Source organism: Variovorax sp. Root318D1 (genome assembly GCF_001424835.1).
In the GTDB taxonomy this organism is placed as follows: Bacteria; Pseudomonadota; Gammaproteobacteria; order Burkholderiales; family Burkholderiaceae_C; genus Variovorax.
Window position 1 is genome coordinate 58,767 of sequence record NZ_LMCQ01000012.1, and the last position, 19,628, is coordinate 78,394.

Genomic DNA, 19,628 nt, shown 5'->3' on the forward strand with positions numbered 1-19,628 from the left:
CCATGCCTACCAACGCAGTCGTCGAACTCCTGGCCAAGGATCTGAACCATCAGGGCGGCGTGTTCTGCCCCAGCCCCAAGGCGGACATGAAGCTCTGGGACACCCACCCCAAGGTCTACCTGGACGTGGCGCGCACCGGCGAAGCCAAGTGCCCGTACTGCGGCACTGTCTATCGCCTGAAGGCGGGCGAGACGGTGTCGTCCCGGCACTGACTCCGACGGGCTGCTGCTAGCTGGCGGCGGCCATATCGGGCGCCGCGGCGATACGGCGCCCCGGCCACAAATCGCGCCAGGGTTGGGCGCTCCGGGGTTCCTGCGCAAGCCGCAGGTACACCATCGCAATCCACAGCAGCGCCAGGCCGATCTGCGCGTCGCGCATCGCCGAGTTCACGCTCGACGCGATCAGCGCGATCAGCGTGGCGGCGAGCGCGTAGCGGCCCGCAATATCGGGCCGTTTCCACGCCTGCCAGACGGCGCCGGCCATGATGACCAGCAGGCTCAATAAGGCCGGCAGGCCTCCCTGCGCGCCGACCCACAAAAAGTCGTTGTGCGGCATGTTCGAATCGGCGAAGAGCACCGGGCCGCGCTTGTGCCACTGGTCGGTCCAGCCGCCGATGCCCCAGCCGGTGAGCGGCCGGTCGGCGATCATGAGGCCGGTGTCTCGGTACATGTAGTAGCGAATGACCCAACTGCCTTTGAAGATCTCGCCGGCTTGCGCCTTCTCGATTTCCTCCACGCCGGTCTCGACCTTGTGCTGCAGCTGCGGCAACTGATAGAGCCCGGCCGCCAGCACCACGGCACCCAGCACCAGCGCGCTCACCAGCATCTTCAGGTGACTGCGCCATTGGTGGATGCACACGGCCGGAATCACCAGCATCAGCGCGAGCACCGACGTGCGCGAGGTCAGCGGCAGCGCAACCACCAGCCCCAGCCCGAGCACCAGCACGAAGGCGGGGACAGCGCGCAGCGGCCTGTGTGCTGCGATCTGCGCAATGCCCCATACGGCAGCCGTGGACGCCACCACGCTGAAGAGCAGCGCGTTGCTGATCGACTTGTTGCCCACTTCCATGACCACCGCGCGCAACGGCGACCAGATCGGAAAGCCGAAGGCGTAATACGCCACGATCAAGAGGACGTTCAGCGCCGCGATCAGCAGGAAGCCGCGCAGCGCCCATATCGCTTCCTCGCGCGTGAGCGCCATCGCCATCAAGATGGTGAGGCCGATGCGCAGCCCGTGGAACAGGTTCGAGCTGGTCTCGGGGTAGTGCGGGCCAATGGCCAGCACGATGAAGGTCCACGCCAGGTACGCCACCATCGGCCACCACAGCGGGTTGGCACGCAGCCGCGCGAAGCGTTCGCGATAGCCGCCGGCCAGCCCCATGGTGGCGAGCAGCAGCAGCGCCGCAAGGTAGGTGACGCCGACGGGCATGAACACCACCAGCCCCCAGAACATGGCCGCGGGCCTGACGATGTGCGATCTCTGCATAGGGGCGGGATTTTAGGCGGGGCCCTCGGGCCCAACCTGACTGCGCGCCCGCCGGCTGGTCAGATGGCGCCGCTTGCCGCCGGCAGTCGGATGACGAAGCTCGCGCCGCCGCCCGGGCGCTCCTCGCAGCGCACGCTGCCGCCGTGGCGCTCGGCGATCGACTTCACCAGCGCCAGCCCGAGGCCGACGCCGCCGTTGCGCTCGCTGGCGCCGGGGAGCCGATAGAAGGGTTCGAAGATGCGCTCGCGCAGGGCCGCCGGCACACCCGGGCCTCGGTCGTTCACGCGCACGATCGCAAAGCCGTTGGCGCTGCCGAGCTCGACCGAGATTTCGCCCGCGCCATAGCGGCGGGCGTTCTCCAGCAGATTGCGGATCGCGCGGCGCAGCAGGCGCGAAACGCCGGGCACCGTGAGCTTGGCGTTGTCGGTGCCTTCCACCAGGTCGAGTTCGGCATTCACCTGCGAACACTCCTCGGCCGCGAGGCCGGTGAGGTCGACCGCCTCGATGGTGCCCATGTCGGCCTCGCTCGCATCGAGCCGGCTGGCCAGCAGGATTTCGTCGATGAGCTGGTCCAGCTCGCCGATGTTGCGCGATATCTCGTCGCGCGCGGCGGGGCTCGGGCGCTCGCCCATCAGCTCCAGCCCCATGCGGATGCGGGTGAGCGGCGAGCGCAGCTCGTGAGACGCATTGGCCAGCAGCGATTTGTGCGAGCGCACCAGTTTTTCGATGCGTTCGGCCGATGCGTTGAAACGCTTGGAGAGATCAGCCACTTCGTCCTGCCCTTCTTCGGTCACGCGCACCGAGAGGTCGCCTTCGCCCCAGCGTTGCACGCCGCGTTGCAATGTTTCCAGCCGTTGGGTGAGTCGGCGCACGATGGGGTACACGCCCAGGGCCACGGCAATGCCCACGAGGGCGATCATCCAGCCGAGCCCGAAGGGGGTGCGCCAGGGCGCGAACCCGCCACCGGGCGGCCGGTCGCGCGGCGCCACGCGCAGCGTGATGGCCTTGCCGTCGGCTAGCGTCACGTCGAACTCCAGGCCCTGGCCCGGCACCCGCAGGGCCTTGCCGCTGCCGATGGTGCGGTCTTGCGCGTCGAGCACCACCACGTTGCGCGGCACCGGTGCCAGCCGCTCGCGCTCGGCCTCGGCCGCCTCGCGCACGATCCAGTTGGCCATCAGCGTGAGGATGACGACGCCGCCCACCACCGCGAGCCAGATGCGGACGTACAGGTGGCGTGAATACAGGTTGCGCAGCATCAAATCAATCTTGCTGCTTGGCGAAGACGTAGCCCACGCCACGCACGGTGAGGATGCGCTTCGGGTTCTTGGCGTCGACCTCGATCGCCGCGCGGATGCGGCCCATGTGCACGTCGATCGAGCGGTCGAAGGCTTCGAGTTCGCGGCCGCGCACCGCTTCCATGATCTGGTCGCGCGTTAGCACCCGGCCCGCCCGCTCGGCCATGGCCACGAGGAGGTCGAACTGGTAGGAGGTGAGGTCGGCCAGCGCGCCGCCTACCGACACGGTGCGCGCGTTGCGGTCGATCTCGAGCGTGCCGAAGCGCATCACCGTGCTGGCTTCGGTGTCGGCGCTGTTCTCGCTGCGCCGGCGCAGCACCGCGCGGATGCGTGCCAGCAGCTCGCGCGGCTCGAAGGGCTTGGGCAGGTAGTCGTCGGCGCCGATCTCCAGGCCGATGATGCGGTCCATCGGGTCGCCCTTGGCGGTGAGCATCAGCACCGACACCTTCGATGCGGGGGCGGGCAGCGACCGGATGCGGCGGCAGATTTCGAGGCCGTCGGTGTCCGGCAGCATCAGGTCGAGGATCACCAGGTCCGGCGCGTGCTGCTGCAGCAGCTCGAGGCCGCTGGCGCCGTCGCCGGCATGCGAGAAGAGGAATCCCGACTGCGTCAGGTATTCGCCCACCATGTGTGCCAGGCGGGCGTCGTCTTCGATCATCAGGAGTTGGGGGGTGCTCATGCGCTTCATGGTCCTCCACGGGGGGCAACGGGGCTTGAACGCTCCGTAAAGTTGGGTAAACCCGGCGTCCGGATGTCAACCCGGGGGTGCCGCGAAAAGTAAGGGACCGGCCGGCGCGTCGGCCGGCGGTATGGTCAAGTTTTCCTCGAGGATAGCGGGCAGGGTGCAGTCCGCCAGTGCCGCATTGTCCGCCCGCGCCCGCCCGAGGATTTCGCCCGCCAGCTGGCGCAGCTGGAATGTCGAGGCTCGGATGCGCGACTTGAACGCGGCAGCATCGAGCCGCGGGTCTTTCAGGCTGCGATTGAGTTCGGCGAACCACGGCATGGCCGCCTGGTCGAGCATGACCGGGATGTTGCGCTGCGGGCTGGCGGCGGACCATGCGCGCAGCAGCTGCTGCACCGCCAGGTTCAGGCGCTGGCAGTGCTGCAGCTCTTCCTTCAGGCTGCCCAGCAGCATCAGGTCGGTGAGCCGCTGCTGGAAGAAGATCTGCGAGAGCACGCCCCAGTAGTAGGCGTAGTCCCAGATCACCTTCACCGGCAGCACTTCGGGGTCGCCGAACAGCGGGTACTGGTCCTGGTAGAGCGCCAGCGTACTTTCGTAGAAGGAGTGGTAGATCTGGTCGTAGAGCTGCGCGCGCGCTTCGAGCGAGCGGCCCGCGCGGTCGTGCGCCACCAGGTCGGTGATGTAGGTGTTGCTGATCGCAATGAAGTCGCTGCCGGGCGAATAGAAGGGGTCGAGAAACAACCCCGCCTCGCCCGTCAACGCCCACCGCTGGCCCGAGAACACCTGCTTGCAGCCGTGCGAAAAGTGCTTGAGGAAGGCAAAGTCCTGCAGCAGGTGCCGCTTGCCGTCGAGCGCGTCGAAAAGCCGCGGCTGGTAGGTGGCAAACCACTGCATGGCTTTGTCGAAGGTGTCGATGGTGTCGAGCGGATGCAACTTCGGGTCGGCCACGATGCCCACCGAGTGCGAGCCCGAAGCCAGCGGAATCAGCCAGGCCCAGTAGCCGGCGCCCACCAGGTGGTTGGTCGAAAGCCAGCGCGCCTGGGGATCGCAGCGCCCGCGCCAGGCCGTGTCGTCGCTCCATTCGTCGATGGAAATGCGCTCGCCGATGCGAAACCACACGGCGTTCACGCCGTGCGCGTTGGCCTCTGCGAGCCCGAGCTTGCGCTTGAGCAGGCTGGCGCGGCCGCAGGCATCGATCAGCCAGCGCGCCTCTGCGCTGTGGGTTTCGTCGCCGCGCGACCACTCCAGGCGGTGCGGCGCATCGGCGTCCTGGGCCAGATCGACGCGGCGCACCAGCGCGGCATCGTCGAAGCGCACGCCGCGCCGCACGGCCTCCTGGGCCAGGTAGTTCTCGAAGATGCCGCGGTCGATCTGGTAGCTGGGAACGGCCAGGTAGCGGCTGGCACCGATCTCGGTCACCTGGTCAATGTCGCGCCGGCCTTCGCTGAAGAAGAAGCGGAAACCGAATTTGCGCAACTGCGCGCTGTCCATGTGGAGCTTGAGGCCGAGCACCGTGTCGAAGTAGTGCGCGCCGATCTCCACCGACGATTCGCCCACCTTGTGGGCCGCGTGCGGCACCGGATGGCTGCGCCGCTCCAGCACCAGCACGTCGATGTCTTCGAAGCGCTGCTTCAGCTGCAGGGCCAGGGTGAGCCCCGCGAGCCCGCCGCCCATGATCACTGCGTCATACCGTTGCGCAGTGCCGGTCATGGAGCTTCAGTCCCGGATCGGCCGCAGTTGCAGCCGCAGCGAAAGGGTGGAAGAAGACAGCGGCAGTTCGAGCGGCGGCGGGTCGGCCTCCACACGCGCCAGCGATTCGAACAGGCCGAGCGCACGGGCCATCGGATTGATGTTCACCAGCGTCTTTGCCGCATCGGAAGCAGGCGAGGCCGGCACAGTGCCGCCGCCGCTTTCCTGCAGCGACCAATCGAGAGCGGCCACGGTGCGCGCCGTGCGCTCGGGCGCGATCACCAGCGCCACGGCCAAGAGGCCCTGGCTGTCGGTCACCGAGGTCAGCGCGCCCACGGTGGGTGTGTCGTAGCCCACCAGCAGCACCGGCGACTGGTCGGCCGCGCATTGCACCGCGGCTTCGAGCAGTCCGGCGGCAAAGCTGTTTTCGTAGGCCGAAACCGAATTGCTGGCCGCCATGCAGCCGGTGCCGATGGTCCAGTAGCCCACGGCCGCGTTGTGCACCGAGTTGTGAAAGCGCGTGGGCGAGAGCACCGTGGGATCGGTGGCCAGCGTGCTGCACATGTAGTCGTTGATCGAAAGGTCGCCGTGTGCCGAGACGAACACGCAGGGCACGTCGGCCGCATTGCGGCCCGAGGCGGCCATCGATGCGGCCGCCACTTCGAGCGCGAGGGCCACGGTGTCGGGCGCGCGGCGGCGCTCGGCCGGTGCCAGCACCTGCGGCGACGGGCGCTTGGCGGGCGGGTCGGCCAGCGCGCCTTCGCCGCGGAAGGCGGCGCGGGCGGCGTCCCAGCCGGGCAGGGTGGGCGTCCAGAAGGCGGGGCCTTCGATGTAGAGAGTCGGGGGCTTCGGAGCCTGGTGGGTGACGGTCATGCCGCAGCCTTGCCGAACACCAGCGAGCAGTTGTTGCCGCCGAAGCCGAAAGAGTTGGTCAGCGCGTAGCGCACCTCGCCCTGCGCGGGCTGCAGCCGGATCTGCGGCCCGAACCCTGTGTCGAGTTCATTCGTGTTCACCGTGCCCGGCATCAGCCCGCGCTCGATCGCGAGCAGGCTGATCACCGATTCGACGATGCCCGCCGCACCCAGCGTGTGGCCCATGAAGCCCTTGGTCGAGCTGGCATGGGTGGTGGCGGGGAAGCGCCTTGCCACCAGCGCGCCTTCGACCTCGTCGTTCTTCTGGCTCGCGGTGCCGTGCATGTTGATGTAGTCGATGGCGTCGGGCGCCAGGCCCGCGCGCGCCAGCGCCTCGTCGAGCGCGCGTTCGGCACCCAGGCCTTCGGGGTGCGGTGTCGACATGTGGTGCGCATCGCTGGCTTCGCCGTAGCCGAGCAGCCGCAGCGGCGCGCCGGCCTCGTCCTGCACCCGCTCCACCAGCGCAAAGCCGGCCGCCTCGCCAAGGCTGATGCCCTTGCGGCCGGCGTCGAAGGGCCGGCACGGTTCGTTCGACACCAGTTCGAGCGAGTTGAAGCCGAACAGCACGCTGCCGCACAGCGTGTCGACCCCGCCCACCACCGCAGCGTCGGCCAGGCCGAGGCGAATCAGCCGCTCGGCCGAGGCAAATACCTTGGCGCTCGACGAGCAGGCGGTGGAAATCGTCTCGCTGGGCCCGGTGAGCCCGAGCACCTGCTGCACGAACATGGCCAGCGAATGCGGCGTATGCACGGCCGCACGCCGTTGGTTCTGTGGAAAGAGGCCATCGGCATCGAGCTGCGTATAGGCCAGCTCCGTTTCGCCGATGCTGGACGTCGAGGTGCCCAGGATCAGTGCGATGCGCGAGGCGCCGTACTTGGCCCGCGCGGCGGCCACGGCTTCGAGGAACCCGTCCGCATGCAGGCCCAGCCAGGCTAGGCGGTTGTTGCGGCAGTCCCAGGAGGCCAGCGCTTCCGGCAGGCGGATGTCTTCGAGCCCGTCGACCCGGCCGATCCACGTGGGCAGGGGCGCATCGCCGAAATCGTTGGCGCGCAGGCCGCTGCGCGAGTGAGCGAGTGCCTCGGCGAGCGGCTCCTTGCCGACGCCGACGGCCGAAGTGGCCGTGAAGGCGCTGATCTGAAGAGGAGAAATGCGAGGCGGCACGTTGCTTGTGGGGGTTGGCGGGGGCGGAGTGAGAGGGAAACGCTTTTTTCCAAAGCGAGGCGAAAGTAACTTGAAAGGTAACCTAATTGTCAAAGCCTACCAGTTGAGCGGGCCGCGCTGCGTCAGCTGTTTTCCTATAAGGCCCGTGCTCTATTGACGCTCGGCCGGGCCTGTGGTCGTGGTGATCCGGGCGGCCAGCGCCACCAGCAGCAGCACCGGCACGCCCAGGAGGGCGGTGGCGGTGAAGAACTGGGCGTAGCCGTAGGCATCGACGAACACGCCCGAGTAGCCGGCGATGAACTTCGGCAGCAACAGCATCAGCGAGCTGAACAGGGCGTACTGCGTGGCCGAGTAGCTGATGTTCGTAAGGCTCGACAGGTAGGCGATGAACGCCGCCGAGGCAATGCCGCCCGCCAGGTTGTCCGCCGACACCACCGCGATCAGCGCGGTCAGGTCGTGTCCGCGCGAGGCCAGCCAGGCAAAGAGCAGGTTGCTCCCCGCGCTGAGCACCGCGCCCAGCATCAGCACGCGCATCACGCCCAGGCGCATCGACAGCACGCCGCCCACGAAGGCGCCCGCCAGCGTCATGACCACGCCATAGATCTTGCTCACCGTAGCCACTTCGTCCTTGGTGAAGCCCATGTCCACGTAGAACGGGTTGGCCATGATGCCCATCACCACGTCGCTGATGCGGTAGATCGCAATCAGCGAGAGGATCAGCGCGGCCTGCCACTTGTAGCGGCGGATGAAATCGGCAAAGGGCTCGATCAGCACGCTTTGTAGCCATTCGGCGGCGTTCTTCGGCTTGGGCAGCACGCGCCGCACGGGCTCGGGCGAGAGCAGCACCGTGAGCACGCCGACCGCCATCGAGGCCGCCATCACCAGGTAGGCCGTTTTCCAGGCGCCGTTCTGGTAGGCCGCAGCGCCGGTGACGGCCGCCGCCGGAGCCACCTCGGCCCAGGCGGCGACCCACAGCACGCCGGCGCCGGCCCAGATCATCGCCAGCCGGTAGCCGGTTTGGTAGGCGGCGGCGAGCGCGGCTTGCTTGCGCGTTTCGGCCGACTCGATGCGGAAGGCGTCGAGCGCGATGTCCTGCGTGGCCGAACCGAAGGCCACCAGCAGTGCGCACCAGATCAGCGGCGTGAGGCCGTTGCGGGGGTCGTTGAGCGCCATGCCGACCAGTCCCACGATCACCAGCCCCTGCGCCAGCAGCAGCCAGCCGCGCCGGCGCCCGAGCAGCGTGGTGAGCGGCGGCAGCGGCAGCCGGTCGACCAGCGGCGCCCAGACCCACTTGAAGCCGTAGGCCAGCCCGACCCAGCTCAGGTAGCCGATGGTGGTGCGGTCGATGCCCGCCTCGCGCAGCCGAAAGCTCAGCGTGCCCAGCACCAGCAACAGCGGCAACCCGGCGGAAAAGCCGAGGGCCAGCATGCGCAGGGTGGCGGGCTCGAGATAGACCTTCAGCGCGTCGCGCCAGGGCAGGGAAGAGGCGGTGGGGGTTTCGGCGGGCTGGGCAGACATGAGCCTCGGATTGTCCATGAGGGCGCGCCCGGCGCCGAGCCGTCTTTTTGTCGGCAATTGTTCCTATGATCCGCGCATGTGCACACGATGCGAGCCTCTCGTTCCTTCCGCCGACTTGCTTTCCCGCGCTTCGGCCTGGCAGCCGCGGCGGGCCTTTCTCTTGGCTGCGGCCGGCGCGGTGCTCACAGGCCCGGCGCTGGCGCAGGTGAACGTGGGCAATGCATCGATGGCGCGCAACCTCGTGCCGGCCGACCGCATCGAGGCCGCCGGCGTGCAGCAGTACGGCCAGCTGCTCGAAAAGGCGCGCGCCAAGGGGGCGCTTGCTGGCGACGGCAATGCGCAGCTGCAGCGGCTGCGCACCATCGCGACCCGCCTGATTCCCTTTGCCACGCCGTGGAACAGCCGGGCGCAGCAGTGGAAATGGGAGGTCAATCTCATCGGCAGCAAGCAGATCAACGCCTTCTGCATGCCCGGCGGCAAGATCGCTTTCTTCACCGGCATCCTCGAGCAGCTCAAGCTCAGCGACGACGAGGTTGCGATGGTGATGGGGCATGAGATGGCCCATGCGCTGCGCGAGCATGCGCGTGCGCGCATGGCCAAGAGCGCCGGCACCGGCGCCGCGCTCTCCATCGGCGCGCAGCTGCTGGGCCTCGGCCAGATGGGCGACCTGGCGGCCCGTGCCGGCACGCAGCTGCTCACGCTGAAGTTCAGCCGCAGCGACGAGACCGAGGCCGATCTCGTTGGCCTGGAGCTCGCGGCCCGCGCGGGTTACGACCCCCAGGCCTCGGTATCGCTCTGGAAGAAGATGGCCGCGGCGTCCAAGAACCAGGGCGGGCTGAGTTTCCTGTCCACCCACCCGAGCGGGCCGGATCGGATCCAGCAGCTCGAAGCCAATCTGCCGAAGGTGGAGAAGCTTTACAGGGAAGCCAAGCGGGGCTGAGGTATGGCCCGTCCTTCGGGGAGGGCGGGCTGACGTATGACTCCCTCTCCCTCCGGGAGAGGGCGGGGGTGAGGGCAGCGGCCTTCATATATGAGCCGCGCGTCATCGGCGGCACGGAGCCCTCACCCCAACCCTCTCCCAGAGGGAGAGGGAGTAATTCCTCCACCACGGCGTTGAAAGAGGGTCGATCGCCCCTGGCACATTGCTTGCATCTCGACTTGTACACAAGTTTGGATGCCTGATGATGGTGCATGAAAAAAACGGATCGGCTGCCGCTGCGTGGATTGCACGCTTCGCGCAGCCCGTGCCCGGCGCGGACACCGGCAACCGGCCGCTCGCCGGCCTGCGCTTTGCCGTCAAGGACAACATCGACGTGGCCGGCGTGCCCACCACGGCAGCCTGTCCGGCTTTCGACCGCAGGCCCTCGGTACACGCGGCGGTGGTGCAGAAACTGCTCGATGCCGGTGCATCGCTGCTCGGCAAGACCAACCTCGACCAGTTCGCCTGCGGCCTGAACGGCACCCGCTCTCCTTATGGCGAAGTGCCCAATGCCTTCGATCCGCGCTACGTCTCGGGCGGCTCCAGTTCGGGTTCGGCCTACGTGGTGGCCGCGGGCGAGGTCGACTTCGCGCTCGGCACCGACACCGCCGGTTCGGGCCGGGTGCCCGCCGGGCTCAACAACATCGTCGGCATCAAGCCTTCGCGCGGCTTGCTAAGCGCCTTCGGCGTGGTGCCCGCGGCCCAGAGCGCCGACTGCGTATCGATCTTCGCGCGCACCGTGGCGCTGGCGGTCGACGTGCTCCTGGCGGCTGCCGGGCCGGACGCGCGCGACCCCTATTCGCGCGAGCTCGCGCTGCGCACCGACCCGTTCCCCTCCGCTTTCCGGTTCGGCGTGCCGGACGCGCTGAGCTTCTTCGGCGACAGCGTGGCCGAAGAAGCCTTTCGCGATGCGCAGGCGCGGCTCGTCGCGCTCGGCGGCACGGCAGTGATCATTCCCTACGCGCCGTTGGCCGAAGCCGCCGCGCTGCTCTATGAAAGCGCGCTGGTAGCCGAGCGCTATGCCGCGGTGCGCGAGTTCTTCGATGCGCACGGCTCGCAGGTGATCGAGCCGGTGCGCGGCATCCTCGAGAGCGGCCGTGGCTACAGCGCGGCCGACGTGTTCGAGGCCCAGACCCGGTTGCGCGCATTCGCACAGCAGGCCGAGCCGATGTGGCGCGGCATCGACGTGCTGCTGGTGCCGACTGCGCCCACGCACTACACGCGCGACGAGATGCGCGCCGACCCGGTCGTGCTCAATCGCAACCTTGGCGCGTACACCAACTTCGTCAACCTGCTCGACTACGCCGCCATCTCGGTGCCCAGCGCGATCCGCGCCGACGGCCTGCCCTTCGGCATCACGCTGATCGGCCCCTGCGGCAGCGATCTCGCGCTGGCCGATCTGGGCCAGCGCTACCACCACGCCACCGGCCTGCCGCAGGGCGCCACGGGATTGCCGCTGCCCGAATCGAAGCCCGTGCCGGGCCTGGGCGCGCCCGTGGTGCAGACCATGCCCATCGCCGTCGTCGGCGCGCACCTTTCGGGCATGCCGCTCAACGGCCAGCTCACCGAACGCGGCGCCACGCTGCTGCGCGCCACCACCACTTCGCCCTGCTACAGCCTGCATGCCTTGCCGGGCACGGTGCCGCCCAAGCCGGGCCTGCAGCGCTGCCCCAGCGGCGGAACGGCCATCGCGCTCGAAGTGTGGTCCGTTCCCCTTGCGCAGGTCGGCGGCTTCCTGGCGCTGATTCCGCCGCCGCTGGGCCTGGGCAGCGTCGAACTCGAAGACGGCAGCTGGGTGCACGGCTTCATCTGCGAAGGCCACGCACTGGCCAATGCCGAAGACGTGAGCCACCACGGCGGCTGGCGCGCCTACATCGCGAGCCGCACCCCTGCCGCTGCCGGCGCTTCTTTCCAAGCCATTCCAACCTGACCGATCGAGGAGTCTTCATGAGCATCCCTGAGAAATCGCCCGCCGCCGCGTCGCGCCGCCAGTTGCTCCAGGCCGGCGCCGCGGGGCTGGCCGTGCTGGCCGCGCCCGCCATCGTGCGCGCGCAAGCCGCACCGAAGATCCGCATCGGCTTCTGGCCCGTGGCCGCGGGGCTGCCCTTCTTTGCGGCGGTGGACCGCGGCTATTTCAAGGAGGCGGGCCTGGACGTGGAGCCGCTCAAGTTCGCGGGCGCACAGCAGGTCATGGAAGGCATGCTCGCGGGCCGCTGCGACGGCAGCTCCAACGGTACCGGCTCGGCCAACCTCGCCATCGGCGAGATCGCACAGCCGGGGCTCTTCAAGATCTTCTGCACCAACCCGAGCAACGCCAAGTTCGTGCTCGACGAATTCATCGTCGCCAAGGACAGTCCGATCAAGACCATGGCCGAGCTGGCCGGCAAGAAGATCGCCTCCGGCCCCGGCATCCAGAACGTGACCCTGTGCAAGACCATGCTCGAACGCGCGGGCGCCAAGGGCGCCACGGTGAGCGAGCTCCCCATCGGCCAGCACGTGGCCGCGCTCGTCGCGGGCCAGGTCGACGCCTGCTACACGCTCGAGCCCACCGGCACCGTGGGCCGCATGAACGGCACCACGCGCGTCATCGAGGCCGGCGTGGTCGCCAAGTACATCCTGGGTGATCCGATGGCACCCTGGCACGGCGGCGCGGCCAGCCTCACCAGCGAGTTCATCAAGAAGAACCCCGAAGTGGCCAAGAAGTACATCGCCGCCTATGCGCGCGGCGTCGAACTGGTGCGCACCAAGCCCGACGACGCCCGCCAGCACATGAAGGGCTACACCGCCATCGAAGGCAAGCTCACAGCCGAAGTGCCGCTCGCCTCCTACATGCTCTACAACGAGTTCAAGCCGAGCGACGTGGCGTACTTCCAGAAGTTCTATGACCTGTTCACAGAGAAAGGCATCTTCGAGAAGAAGGTGCTGGTGGACGGCCTGCTCTACAAGGCTTGACCATGGCCGACGCAAGCACGACCACGGCCGCGCCGTGGACACCGCCAGCGGCCGGCGCCAATGCGGCGGCACCGAAGCCGCCGCTGCGCGACAGGCTGCTGCCCTTCATCGGACCCGTGGTGCTGTTCATCGTGTGGGACCTGGCGGTGCGGCTCGGATTCATCAAGCCGATCCTGCTGCCCACCCCGGCCGACACCGTTGCGGCTCTCATCACGGGGCTTGCGGGCGGGCCGCTGCTCACTGACTTTGCGATGACCGTGTGGCGCACGCTGCAAGCCTTTGCCATTGCGGCGGTGGTCGGCGTGCCGCTGGGCGTGCTGCTCGGCAGCAACGAAAAGGCGTATCGCAGCGTCGAATTCCTGATCGACTTCTTCCGCTCCACGCCTTCGTCCGCGCTGATTCCGCTGTTCCTGTTGATCTTTGGCGTGTCGGACGTCAACAAGGTGGCCATCGCGGCCTTCGGCGCGCTGCTCATCGTGGTGTTCAACAGCGCCTACGGCGTGATCAATGCGCGCAAGCAGCGCGTGATGGCGGCGCGCGTCATGGGCGCCTCGCGCTGGCAGATCTTCAAGGACGTGCTGGTGTGGGAAAGCCTTCAGCCCAGCTTCGTGGGCCTGCGCTCGGCGGTGTCGATGGCATTGGTGATCGTCATCGTGGCCGAGATGTTCATCGGCTCCGACACCGGACTCGGCCACCGCATCATCGATGCGCAGCAGGTGCTCAACGTGAAGAGCATGTACGCGGCGATCCTCGCGGCGGGCGCACTGGGTTATGCGCTCAACATTCTTTTCCTGGTTGCCGAGCGCCGCATCGTGCATTGGAGCGGACGATGAAAGTGACACCCGACATCGTCGTCAACGGCCCGGTGTATGCCGACGTGCCCAAGCCTGTCTTCAAGCCCGGCCCGGCCGGCACCCACATCACCATTCGCGGGCTCACCAAGTACTTTGCGGGCTGGCCGCTCTACGAGAACTTCGACCTCGACATTCCCAAGCACAAGATCGTCTCGGTGTTCGGCCCCAACGGCTGCGGCAAGTCCACGCTCATCAACATGATCGCGGGGCTCGTTCCCATCGACTCGGGCGAGATCCTGTTCGACGGCAAAGAGCGCAAGGACACCAAGATCGGCTACGTGTTCCAGAACTACCGCGAGGCGATGTTCCCGTGGATGCGCACCATCGACAACATCGCCTATCCGCTGAAGCTCGAAGGGCGCAGCAAGGCCGAGGTCGACCGGCGCATGGAAGAGCTGGTGGCGTCGTTCGACGTCAAGTTCGACCTCAAGCGCTTTCCCTACGAACTCTCGGGTGGCCAGCAGCAGACCGCATCCATCATGCGGGCGCTCGCGCCCAACCCCGAGGTGCTGTTTCTCGACGAGCCGTTCTCGGCGCTCGACTTCGAGATGACGCTCTTCATCCGCGAGAAGCTGCAGGAGGTGTTCATGCAGACCGGCACCACCATGCTCCTGGTGTCGCACGACCTCGAAGAGGCCGTGTACCTGGCCGACGAGGTGCTGCTGCTGACCAAGCGGCCGACCAAGGTGGCCGAGATCCTGCGCTACGGCGACGCGCGGCCGCGCACCCTGGAGACGCTGAGCAGCGACAGCTTCGTCGCGATGAAGAAGTTCAGCCTCGACATCTTCCAGCGAGAGGTTCGCAGATGACCCCGGAGATCAACATTCCCGAGGTGCTCGCCGAAGTGACGGCCGTGTTCGCGCGCTACGAAGAAGCGCTCGTCACCAACCAGCGCGAGGTGCTCGACGAGCTGTTCTGGAACAGCCCGCACACGCTGCGCTACGGCTTCTCGGAGAACCACTACGGCCACGCCGACATCCGCGCCTTCCGCGCGTCGCTGCCGGTGCAGAGCCCGCCGCGCGAGCTGCTGCGCACCGTCATCACCACCTACGGCCGCGACCTTGCGACGGCCAACGTCGAGTTCCGCCGCGAAGGCAGCCGCCAGACCGGCCGCCAGAGCCAGACCTGGCTGCGCACCGCCGAAGGCTGGCGCGTGGTCGCCGCGCACGTGAGCCTGATGGACTGAACACGCAGGCACATTTTTTGCACCCCACCTTGTATCCAAGATCGGAGAAAGCCATGACCAGCCCCATCAACCGCCGCGATTCCCTCAAATCCCTGGCCGCGCTCGGCGCCGCAGGCACCCTGGGGGGCTGGAGCGCCCTTGCCGGTGCACAGGCCAAGCCGCTGACCGTCGGCGTGATCTACGTCGGTGCACGCGACGACTACGGATACAACCAGGCGCACGCCATGGCCGCGGCCGAAGTCAAGAAGTTGCCCGGCGTGAAGGTGGTGGAAGAAGAGAACGTGCCCGAGACCGCGGCCGTGCAGAAAACCATGGCAGGCATGATTTCGCAGGACGGCGCCAAGCTGCTGTTCCCCACGTCGTTCGGCTACTTCGATCCGCACATCCTCGCGGTGGCGCCCAAGAACCCCGACGTGCGCTTCTCCCACTGCGGCGGCCTCTGGACCGAAGGCAAGCATCCCAAGAACGCCGGCAGCTTCTTCGGCTACATCGACGAATGCCAGTTTTTGAACGGCGTGATCGCGGCCCACATGACCAAGAGCAACAAGATCGCCTTCGTCGCCGCCAAGCCGATTCCGCAGGTGCTGCGCAACATCAATGCCTTCACGCTCGGCGCGCGCTCGGTCAAGCCGAACATCACCTGCAGCGTGATCTTCACGGGTGACTGGTCGATGGCCGTGAAGGAAGCGGAAGCCACCAACAGCCTGGCCGACCAGGGCTGCGACGTGTTCACCATGCACGTCGACGGCCCCAAGGTGGTGGTCGAGACAGCAGCCAAGCGCGGCAAGATGGTCTGCGGCTACCACGCGAGCCAGGCCAAGCTGGCGCCCAACGCGTACCTCACCGGTGCCGAGTGGAACTGGCTTACGGCCTACAAGACCGCCATCGAGGCCGCGCAAAGCGGCAAGCCGCACCCCAACTTTTTGCGCGGCGGCCTGAAGGAAGGCTACGTGAAGATGTCCGCCTACGGCCCCATGGTGCCGGACGCCGCGAAGAAGCAGGCCGACGAAATCAAGGCCAAGATGATCGCGGGCACCTTCGACATCTTCAAGGACGGCATCAAGGACAACAAGGGCGCCGTCGTGGTGCCGGCCGGCAAGGTGCTGAAGCAGACCGACCTCGAGCTGGAAAAGATGAACTACCTGGTCGAAGGCGTCATCGGTTCGGCCTGATACGCGCCGCATCGACGCCATGCGCCACGCGCTCAAGGAATTCGCCCTGCCGGTGTTCGCCATTGCGGCGGCGCTGCTGTTGTTCGGCGTGCTGGTGGCCTTTGCCGGGGTCGATCCAGTGGAGGTCTGGGCGACGCTCTTCAAGGGCGCGTTCGGCGACTGGTTCTCCTGGCAGAACACCTTGCAGCGCGCCGCGCCGCTGATGCTCACTGCCCTGTGCGTGGCGCTGCCGGCGCGCGCAGGTCTCATCGTCATTGGCGGCGAAGGCGCGCTGGTGCTGGGCGGCCTGGCCTCGGCCGCGCTCGCGCATGCAGTGCCGCTGCCCGGCAACATGGCGGGGACGGCGATGGTCTGCCTTGCCGGTGCGTTGGCCGGCGCGCTGTGGATCGTTCTTGCGGGCTGGCTGCGCCAGTACCGTGGCATCAACGAAACCATCAGCAGCCTGCTCCTGGCCTACATTGCCATCGGCATCTTCAAGCACCTGGTCGAAGGGCCGCTGCGCGACCCCGCCAGTCTCAACAAACCCTCGACCTATGCGCTCGACACCGGCTTGCTGATCGGCGGCATCGGCGGTTCCGACGTGCACTGGGGATTCGTCATCGGCGTGGTGGCTTGCCTGGGGCTCGGATGGTGGCTGCGCGCCACGGCCTCGGGCTTTTCAGTGCGCGTGGTGGGCGGCAATCCGCGCACCGCGCAGCTCGTCGGGCTACCGGCCACGCGGCTCATCCTCAGCGCCTGCGGCTTGGGCGGCGCCTGCGCGGGGCTCGCGGGCGCGGTGGAGGTGGCGGCGGTGCACACCAACGCCAACGCCTCGCTGATCGCGGGCTATGGCTATGCGGGCATCCTCGTGTCCTTCATCGCACGGCACAACCCGGTGGCCATCGTGCCGGTCGCCATTCTCTTCGGCGGCTTCGGTGCGGCCGGCAGCCTGTTGCAGCGCCGCCTCGGGCTGCCCGATGCCTCGGTGCTGGTGCTGCAAGGCATCGCCTTCGTGCTGATCCTTGCGAGCGAGGGTTTGCGCATGGTCGATTGGAAGGCGCTGGGCCGCAAGGCCATTCCCAAGGCGAATGCAGCAGCTGCTGCGGCACCAGCCGCGGAGGCCGTCCAATGACCGCGGACCAGTGGATCGCCCTCGTGGCGGGCATCGTCGGCGGCGCGCTGCGCGTGGGCGCGCCATTCCTGTTCGTGAGCCTGGGCGAATGCCTCACCGAAAAATCGGGCCGCATCAACCTCGGGCTCGAAGGCGTGCTGGTGCTGTCGGCCATGGCGGCTTTCGGCGGCGCGTACCTCACCGATTCGGCCTGGCTCGGCGTGCTGATCGGCGCGGTGGCGGGCGCACTGCTTGCACTGCTGCATGGCCTCTTGTGTTCGCTCGACCGCGTGAACGACGTGGCCACCGGCATTGCGCTCATGTTGCTCGGCACTGGCCTGGCGTTCTACCTCGGCAAGCCGCTCATCCAGCCGCAGGCGCCGCAGATTCCCGCGATACCGCTCGGCTTCTGGAGCGACAACCCGGTGGTGCGTTCCGCCTTGCAGCTCAACGCGCTGGTGCCCGTGGGCGTGGTGCTGGCCGTGCTGCTCTGGTGGGGCTTTGCCCGCACGCGCGCCGGCTTGCTGGTGCGCATGGCCGGCGATTCGGCGCAGGCCACGCGCGCGCTCGGCTATTCGGTGTCGGGCCTGCGCATCGCGGCGACGACGGCGGGCGGCTTCATCGCCGGGCTCGGCGGTGCGTCGCTCACGCTGTTCTATCCGGGCAGCTGGAACGAAGGCATCTCGAGCGGCCAGGGCCTGATCGCGGTGGCGCTCGTGATCTTCGCGCGCTGGAGCCCGCTGCGCTGTGTCGGCGCGGCGCTGCTCTTCGGCGGCGCGGGCGCCATCGGGCCCGCGCTGCAGTCCATCGGCGTCGGCTGGGGCTACCACCTGTTCAACACCGTGCCCTACGTGCTCACGCTGGTGATCCTGGTGTTCACCTGCAAGCCGGGAGCGGCGGCCGCCGGAAGCCCCGGCGAACTTTCATCGACAAGGAGCTGAACGCCATGAGCGGTCTCGGAGGCCTCAACAAATCGGCGCACGGCGTGGTCGTCGGCCTGGTGCAGCTGCAGCTGCCGAGCGTGAAGACGCCAGCGGACCTGGCCGCGCAGACCGAGCGCATCTGCGCCATGGTGGCCAAGGCGCGCCGCAACCAGTCGACGATGGACCTGGTGGTGTTCCCCGAGTACGCACTGCACGGCCTCTCGATGGACATGAACCCCGAGATCCTGTGCACGCTCGACGGGCCCGAAGTGGCCGCGTTCAAGGCGGCCTGCATCGCGCACCGCATCTGGGGCTGCTTCTCGATCATGGAAGCCAACCCCGGCGGCAATCCCTACAACAGCGGCCTCATCATCGACGCCGACGGCGAGATCAGGCTCTATTACCGCAAGCTGCATCCGTGGGTGCCGGTGGAACCGTGGGAGCCCGGCAACCTGGGCGTGCCGGTGTGCGACGGGCCGAACGGCAGCAAGCTGTCGCTCATCATCTGCCACGACGGCATGTTTCCCGAGATGGCGCGCGAGGCCGCATACAAGGGGGCCGAGATCATCCTGCGCACCGCCGGCTACACCGCGCCCATCCGCCATGCGTGGAAAATCACCAACCAGGCCAACGCCTTCTGCAACCTGGCCTACACCGCGAGCGTGTGCCTGTGCGGCAGCGACGGCAGCTTCGACTCGATGGGCGAGGGCATGTTCTGCAACTTCGACGGCACCGTGCTGGCCGAAGGCGGCGGCCGCGTCGACGAGATCATCACCGCCGAGCTGCGGCCCGACCTCGTGCGCGAGGCACGCACCGGCTGGGGCGTGGAGAACAACATCTACCAGCTCTACCACCGCGGCTACGTGGCGGTGAAGGGCGGCGCGCAGGACTGCCCCTACACCTACATGCACGATATGGCCGCCGGAACCTACAAGCTGCCATGGAGCGCCGACGTGAAGGTGACCGACGGCAGCAGCTGCGGCTTCGCGCCGCCCGAGCGTACCTACGAAGGAAGCACGCAATGAACACCGCACCCACTCGCCACATCGCCGCCGAGCCCTATGCCTGGCCCTACAACGGCGCGCTGCGGCCCGACAACACTGCGCTCATCGTCATCGACATGCAGACCGACTTCTGCGGCAAGGGCGGATACGTCGACGTGATGGGCTACGACCTCTCGCTGGTGCAGGCGCCGATCCAGCCCATCGCGCGCACGCTGGCGGCGCTGCGGCCACTGGGCTTTCACATCATCCACACGCGCGAAGGCCATCGGCCGGACCTGGCCGACCTGCCCGCCAACAAGCGCTGGCGTTCGCGGCAGATTGGCGCGGGCGGCGTGGGCATTGGGGACGACGGGCCGTGCGGGCGCATCCTGGTGCGCGGCGAGCCGGGCTGGGAGATCATTCCCGAACTGGCGCCGCTGCCCGGCGAGGTGGTGATCGACAAGCCCGGCAAGGGCTCGTTCTACGCGACGGACCTGGAGCTGATCCTGCGCACGCGCGGCATCGAGAACCTGATTCTTGCGGGCATCACCACCGACGTCTGCGTGCACACCACCATGCGCGACGCCAACGACCGCGGCTTCGAATGTCTGCTGCTGTCCGATTGCACCGCCGCCACCGACCACGGCAACCACCTGGCGGCGCTGAAGATGATCACGATGCAGGGCGGCGTGTTCGGCGCGCACGCCACCTCGCAGCAGCTGCTGGCGGCGCTGGACTGAGCGACCCA

19 protein-coding genes are annotated in these 19,628 nt (G+C 67.8%); 12 read left to right on the top strand and 7 right to left on the bottom strand.

Going from position 1 to position 19,628, the window contains the following annotated elements; genetic code table 11:
• Positions 1-2: 2 nt before the first annotated feature.
• Positions 3-212, top strand: coding sequence for a zinc-finger domain-containing protein (locus ASC78_RS10535; protein WP_055800431.1), 210 nt, complete (start codon positions 3-5; stop codon positions 210-212).
• A gap of 16 nt (positions 213-228) precedes the next feature.
• On the opposite strand, the gene ASC78_RS10540 is transcribed toward ASC78_RS10535, so the two are convergent.
• The 7 genes from ASC78_RS10540 to ASC78_RS10570 form a co-directional block, all read right to left on the bottom strand.
• Entirely contained in the window at positions 229-1,485 is a 1,257-nt protein-coding gene (locus ASC78_RS10540; RefSeq protein ID WP_055800434.1) for an O-antigen ligase family protein, read from the bottom strand.
• Positions 1,486-1,544: 59 nt separating this feature from the next.
• Positions 1,545-2,741, bottom strand: a complete 1,197-nt coding sequence (locus ASC78_RS10545; RefSeq protein WP_055802026.1) for an ATP-binding protein — start codon at positions 2,739-2,741, stop codon at positions 1,545-1,547.
• A gap of 4 nt (positions 2,742-2,745) precedes the next feature.
• The gene (locus tag ASC78_RS10550; RefSeq protein ID WP_055800436.1) at positions 2,746-3,468 is read right to left on the bottom strand and encodes a response regulator; all 723 of its coding nucleotides are present in this window, start codon (positions 3,466-3,468) and stop codon (positions 2,746-2,748) included.
• A 66-nt stretch (positions 3,469-3,534) separates the two neighbouring features.
• Positions 3,535-5,172 (bottom strand): NAD(P)/FAD-dependent oxidoreductase, encoded by a 1,638-nt coding sequence (locus tag ASC78_RS10555; RefSeq protein ID WP_055800439.1) that lies wholly within the window; start codon positions 5,170-5,172, stop codon positions 3,535-3,537.
• A gap of 6 nt (positions 5,173-5,178) precedes the next feature.
• Entirely contained in the window at positions 5,179-6,024 is an 846-nt protein-coding gene (locus ASC78_RS10560; RefSeq protein ID WP_055800442.1) for a beta-ketoacyl synthase chain length factor, read from the bottom strand.
• Positions 6,021-7,223, bottom strand: a complete 1,203-nt coding sequence (locus ASC78_RS10565; RefSeq protein ID WP_200934295.1) for a beta-ketoacyl-[acyl-carrier-protein] synthase family protein — start codon at positions 7,221-7,223, stop codon at positions 6,021-6,023. Before ASC78_RS10565 ends, ASC78_RS10560 begins: the two co-directional genes overlap by 4 nt.
• 150 nt (positions 7,224-7,373) lie before the next feature.
• Entirely contained in the window at positions 7,374-8,759 is a 1,386-nt protein-coding gene (locus tag ASC78_RS10570; RefSeq protein ID WP_082517497.1) for an AmpG family muropeptide MFS transporter, read from the bottom strand.
• 58 nt (positions 8,760-8,817) lie between these two features.
• On the opposite strand from ASC78_RS10570, the gene ASC78_RS10575 reads away from it, so the two are divergent.
• The 11 genes from ASC78_RS10575 (at position 8,818) to biuH (ending at position 19,620) form a co-directional block, all read left to right on the top strand.
• Positions 8,818-9,681, top strand: coding sequence for a M48 family metallopeptidase (locus ASC78_RS10575; RefSeq protein WP_055800447.1), 864 nt, complete (start codon positions 8,818-8,820; stop codon positions 9,679-9,681).
• A gap of 241 nt (positions 9,682-9,922) precedes the next feature.
• The gene (atzF, locus tag ASC78_RS10580) at positions 9,923-11,650 is read left to right on the top strand and encodes an allophanate hydrolase (protein ID WP_055800450.1); all 1,728 of its coding nucleotides are present in this window, start codon (positions 9,923-9,925) and stop codon (positions 11,648-11,650) included.
• A gap of 17 nt (positions 11,651-11,667) precedes the next feature.
• Positions 11,668-12,672 (top strand): ABC transporter substrate-binding protein, encoded by a 1,005-nt coding sequence (locus ASC78_RS10585; protein ID WP_055800454.1) that lies wholly within the window; start codon positions 11,668-11,670, stop codon positions 12,670-12,672.
• 2 nt (positions 12,673-12,674) lie between these two features.
• Positions 12,675-13,505 carry an ABC transporter permease gene (locus ASC78_RS10590; protein WP_055800456.1) on the top strand — a complete coding sequence of 277 codons (831 nt, stop codon included), beginning with the start codon at positions 12,675-12,677 and terminating at the stop codon, positions 13,503-13,505.
• The gene (locus ASC78_RS10595) at positions 13,502-14,335 is read left to right on the top strand and encodes an ABC transporter ATP-binding protein (protein ID WP_055800458.1); all 834 of its coding nucleotides are present in this window, start codon (positions 13,502-13,504) and stop codon (positions 14,333-14,335) included. The genes ASC78_RS10590 and ASC78_RS10595 overlap by 4 nt, the downstream gene beginning before the upstream one ends.
• Entirely contained in the window at positions 14,332-14,712 is a 381-nt protein-coding gene (gene hpxZ / locus ASC78_RS10600) for an oxalurate catabolism protein HpxZ (protein ID WP_055800461.1), read from the top strand. Before ASC78_RS10595 ends, hpxZ begins: the two co-directional genes overlap by 4 nt.
• 53 nt (positions 14,713-14,765) lie before the next feature.
• Positions 14,766-15,884: a BMP family ABC transporter substrate-binding protein gene (locus ASC78_RS10605; RefSeq protein WP_055800464.1), complete on the top strand. Its 1,119-nt coding sequence runs from the start codon at positions 14,766-14,768 to the stop codon at positions 15,882-15,884.
• A 19-nt stretch (positions 15,885-15,903) separates the two neighbouring features.
• On the top strand, positions 15,904-16,995 hold the full coding sequence (locus ASC78_RS10610; protein ID WP_055800467.1) for an ABC transporter permease: 1,092 nt from the start codon (positions 15,904-15,906) through the stop codon (positions 16,993-16,995).
• Positions 16,992-17,915 (top strand): ABC transporter permease, encoded by a 924-nt coding sequence (locus ASC78_RS10615; protein ID WP_055800471.1) that lies wholly within the window; start codon positions 16,992-16,994, stop codon positions 17,913-17,915. Before ASC78_RS10610 ends, ASC78_RS10615 begins: the two co-directional genes overlap by 4 nt.
• Before the next feature lie 5 nt (positions 17,916-17,920).
• Entirely contained in the window at positions 17,921-18,922 is a 1,002-nt protein-coding gene (locus ASC78_RS10620; RefSeq protein WP_055800474.1) for a formamidase, read from the top strand.
• Complete coding sequence (gene biuH / locus ASC78_RS10625; RefSeq protein WP_055802033.1) at positions 18,919-19,620, top strand: biuret amidohydrolase; 702 nt, start codon at positions 18,919-18,921, stop codon at positions 19,618-19,620. Before ASC78_RS10620 ends, biuH begins: the two co-directional genes overlap by 4 nt.
• The last annotated feature ends 8 nt before the right edge of the window (positions 19,621-19,628 follow it).

Coding starts and splice junctions, on each gene's coding strand:
- ASC78_RS10535 (WP_055800431.1), top strand. CDS start 3: ATGCCTACCAACGCAGTCGTCGAACTCCTGGCCAAGGATCTGAACCAT.
- ASC78_RS10540 (WP_055800434.1), bottom strand. CDS start 1,485: ATGCAGAGATCGCACATCGTCAGGCCCGCGGCCATGTTCTGGGGGCTG.
- ASC78_RS10545 (WP_055802026.1), bottom strand. CDS start 2,741: ATGCTGCGCAACCTGTATTCACGCCACCTGTACGTCCGCATCTGGCTC.
- ASC78_RS10550 (WP_055800436.1), bottom strand. CDS start 3,468: ATGAAGCGCATGAGCACCCCCCAACTCCTGATGATCGAAGACGACGCC.
- ASC78_RS10555 (WP_055800439.1), bottom strand. CDS start 5,172: ATGACCGGCACTGCGCAACGGTATGACGCAGTGATCATGGGCGGCGGG.
- ASC78_RS10560 (WP_055800442.1), bottom strand. CDS start 6,024: ATGACCGTCACCCACCAGGCTCCGAAGCCCCCGACTCTCTACATCGAA.
- ASC78_RS10570 (WP_082517497.1), bottom strand. CDS start 8,759: ATGGACAATCCGAGGCTCATGTCTGCCCAGCCCGCCGAAACCCCCACC.
- ASC78_RS10575 (WP_055800447.1), top strand. CDS start 8,818: ATGTGCACACGATGCGAGCCTCTCGTTCCTTCCGCCGACTTGCTTTCC.
- atzF (WP_055800450.1), top strand. CDS start 9,923: ATGATGGTGCATGAAAAAAACGGATCGGCTGCCGCTGCGTGGATTGCA.
- ASC78_RS10585 (WP_055800454.1), top strand. CDS start 11,668: ATGAGCATCCCTGAGAAATCGCCCGCCGCCGCGTCGCGCCGCCAGTTG.
- ASC78_RS10590 (WP_055800456.1), top strand. CDS start 12,675: ATGGCCGACGCAAGCACGACCACGGCCGCGCCGTGGACACCGCCAGCG.
- ASC78_RS10595 (WP_055800458.1), top strand. CDS start 13,502: ATGAAAGTGACACCCGACATCGTCGTCAACGGCCCGGTGTATGCCGAC.
- hpxZ (WP_055800461.1), top strand. CDS start 14,332: ATGACCCCGGAGATCAACATTCCCGAGGTGCTCGCCGAAGTGACGGCC.
- ASC78_RS10605 (WP_055800464.1), top strand. CDS start 14,766: ATGACCAGCCCCATCAACCGCCGCGATTCCCTCAAATCCCTGGCCGCG.
- ASC78_RS10610 (WP_055800467.1), top strand. CDS start 15,904: ATGCGCCACGCGCTCAAGGAATTCGCCCTGCCGGTGTTCGCCATTGCG.
- ASC78_RS10615 (WP_055800471.1), top strand. CDS start 16,992: ATGACCGCGGACCAGTGGATCGCCCTCGTGGCGGGCATCGTCGGCGGC.
- ASC78_RS10620 (WP_055800474.1), top strand. CDS start 17,921: ATGAGCGGTCTCGGAGGCCTCAACAAATCGGCGCACGGCGTGGTCGTC.
- biuH (WP_055802033.1), top strand. CDS start 18,919: ATGAACACCGCACCCACTCGCCACATCGCCGCCGAGCCCTATGCCTGG.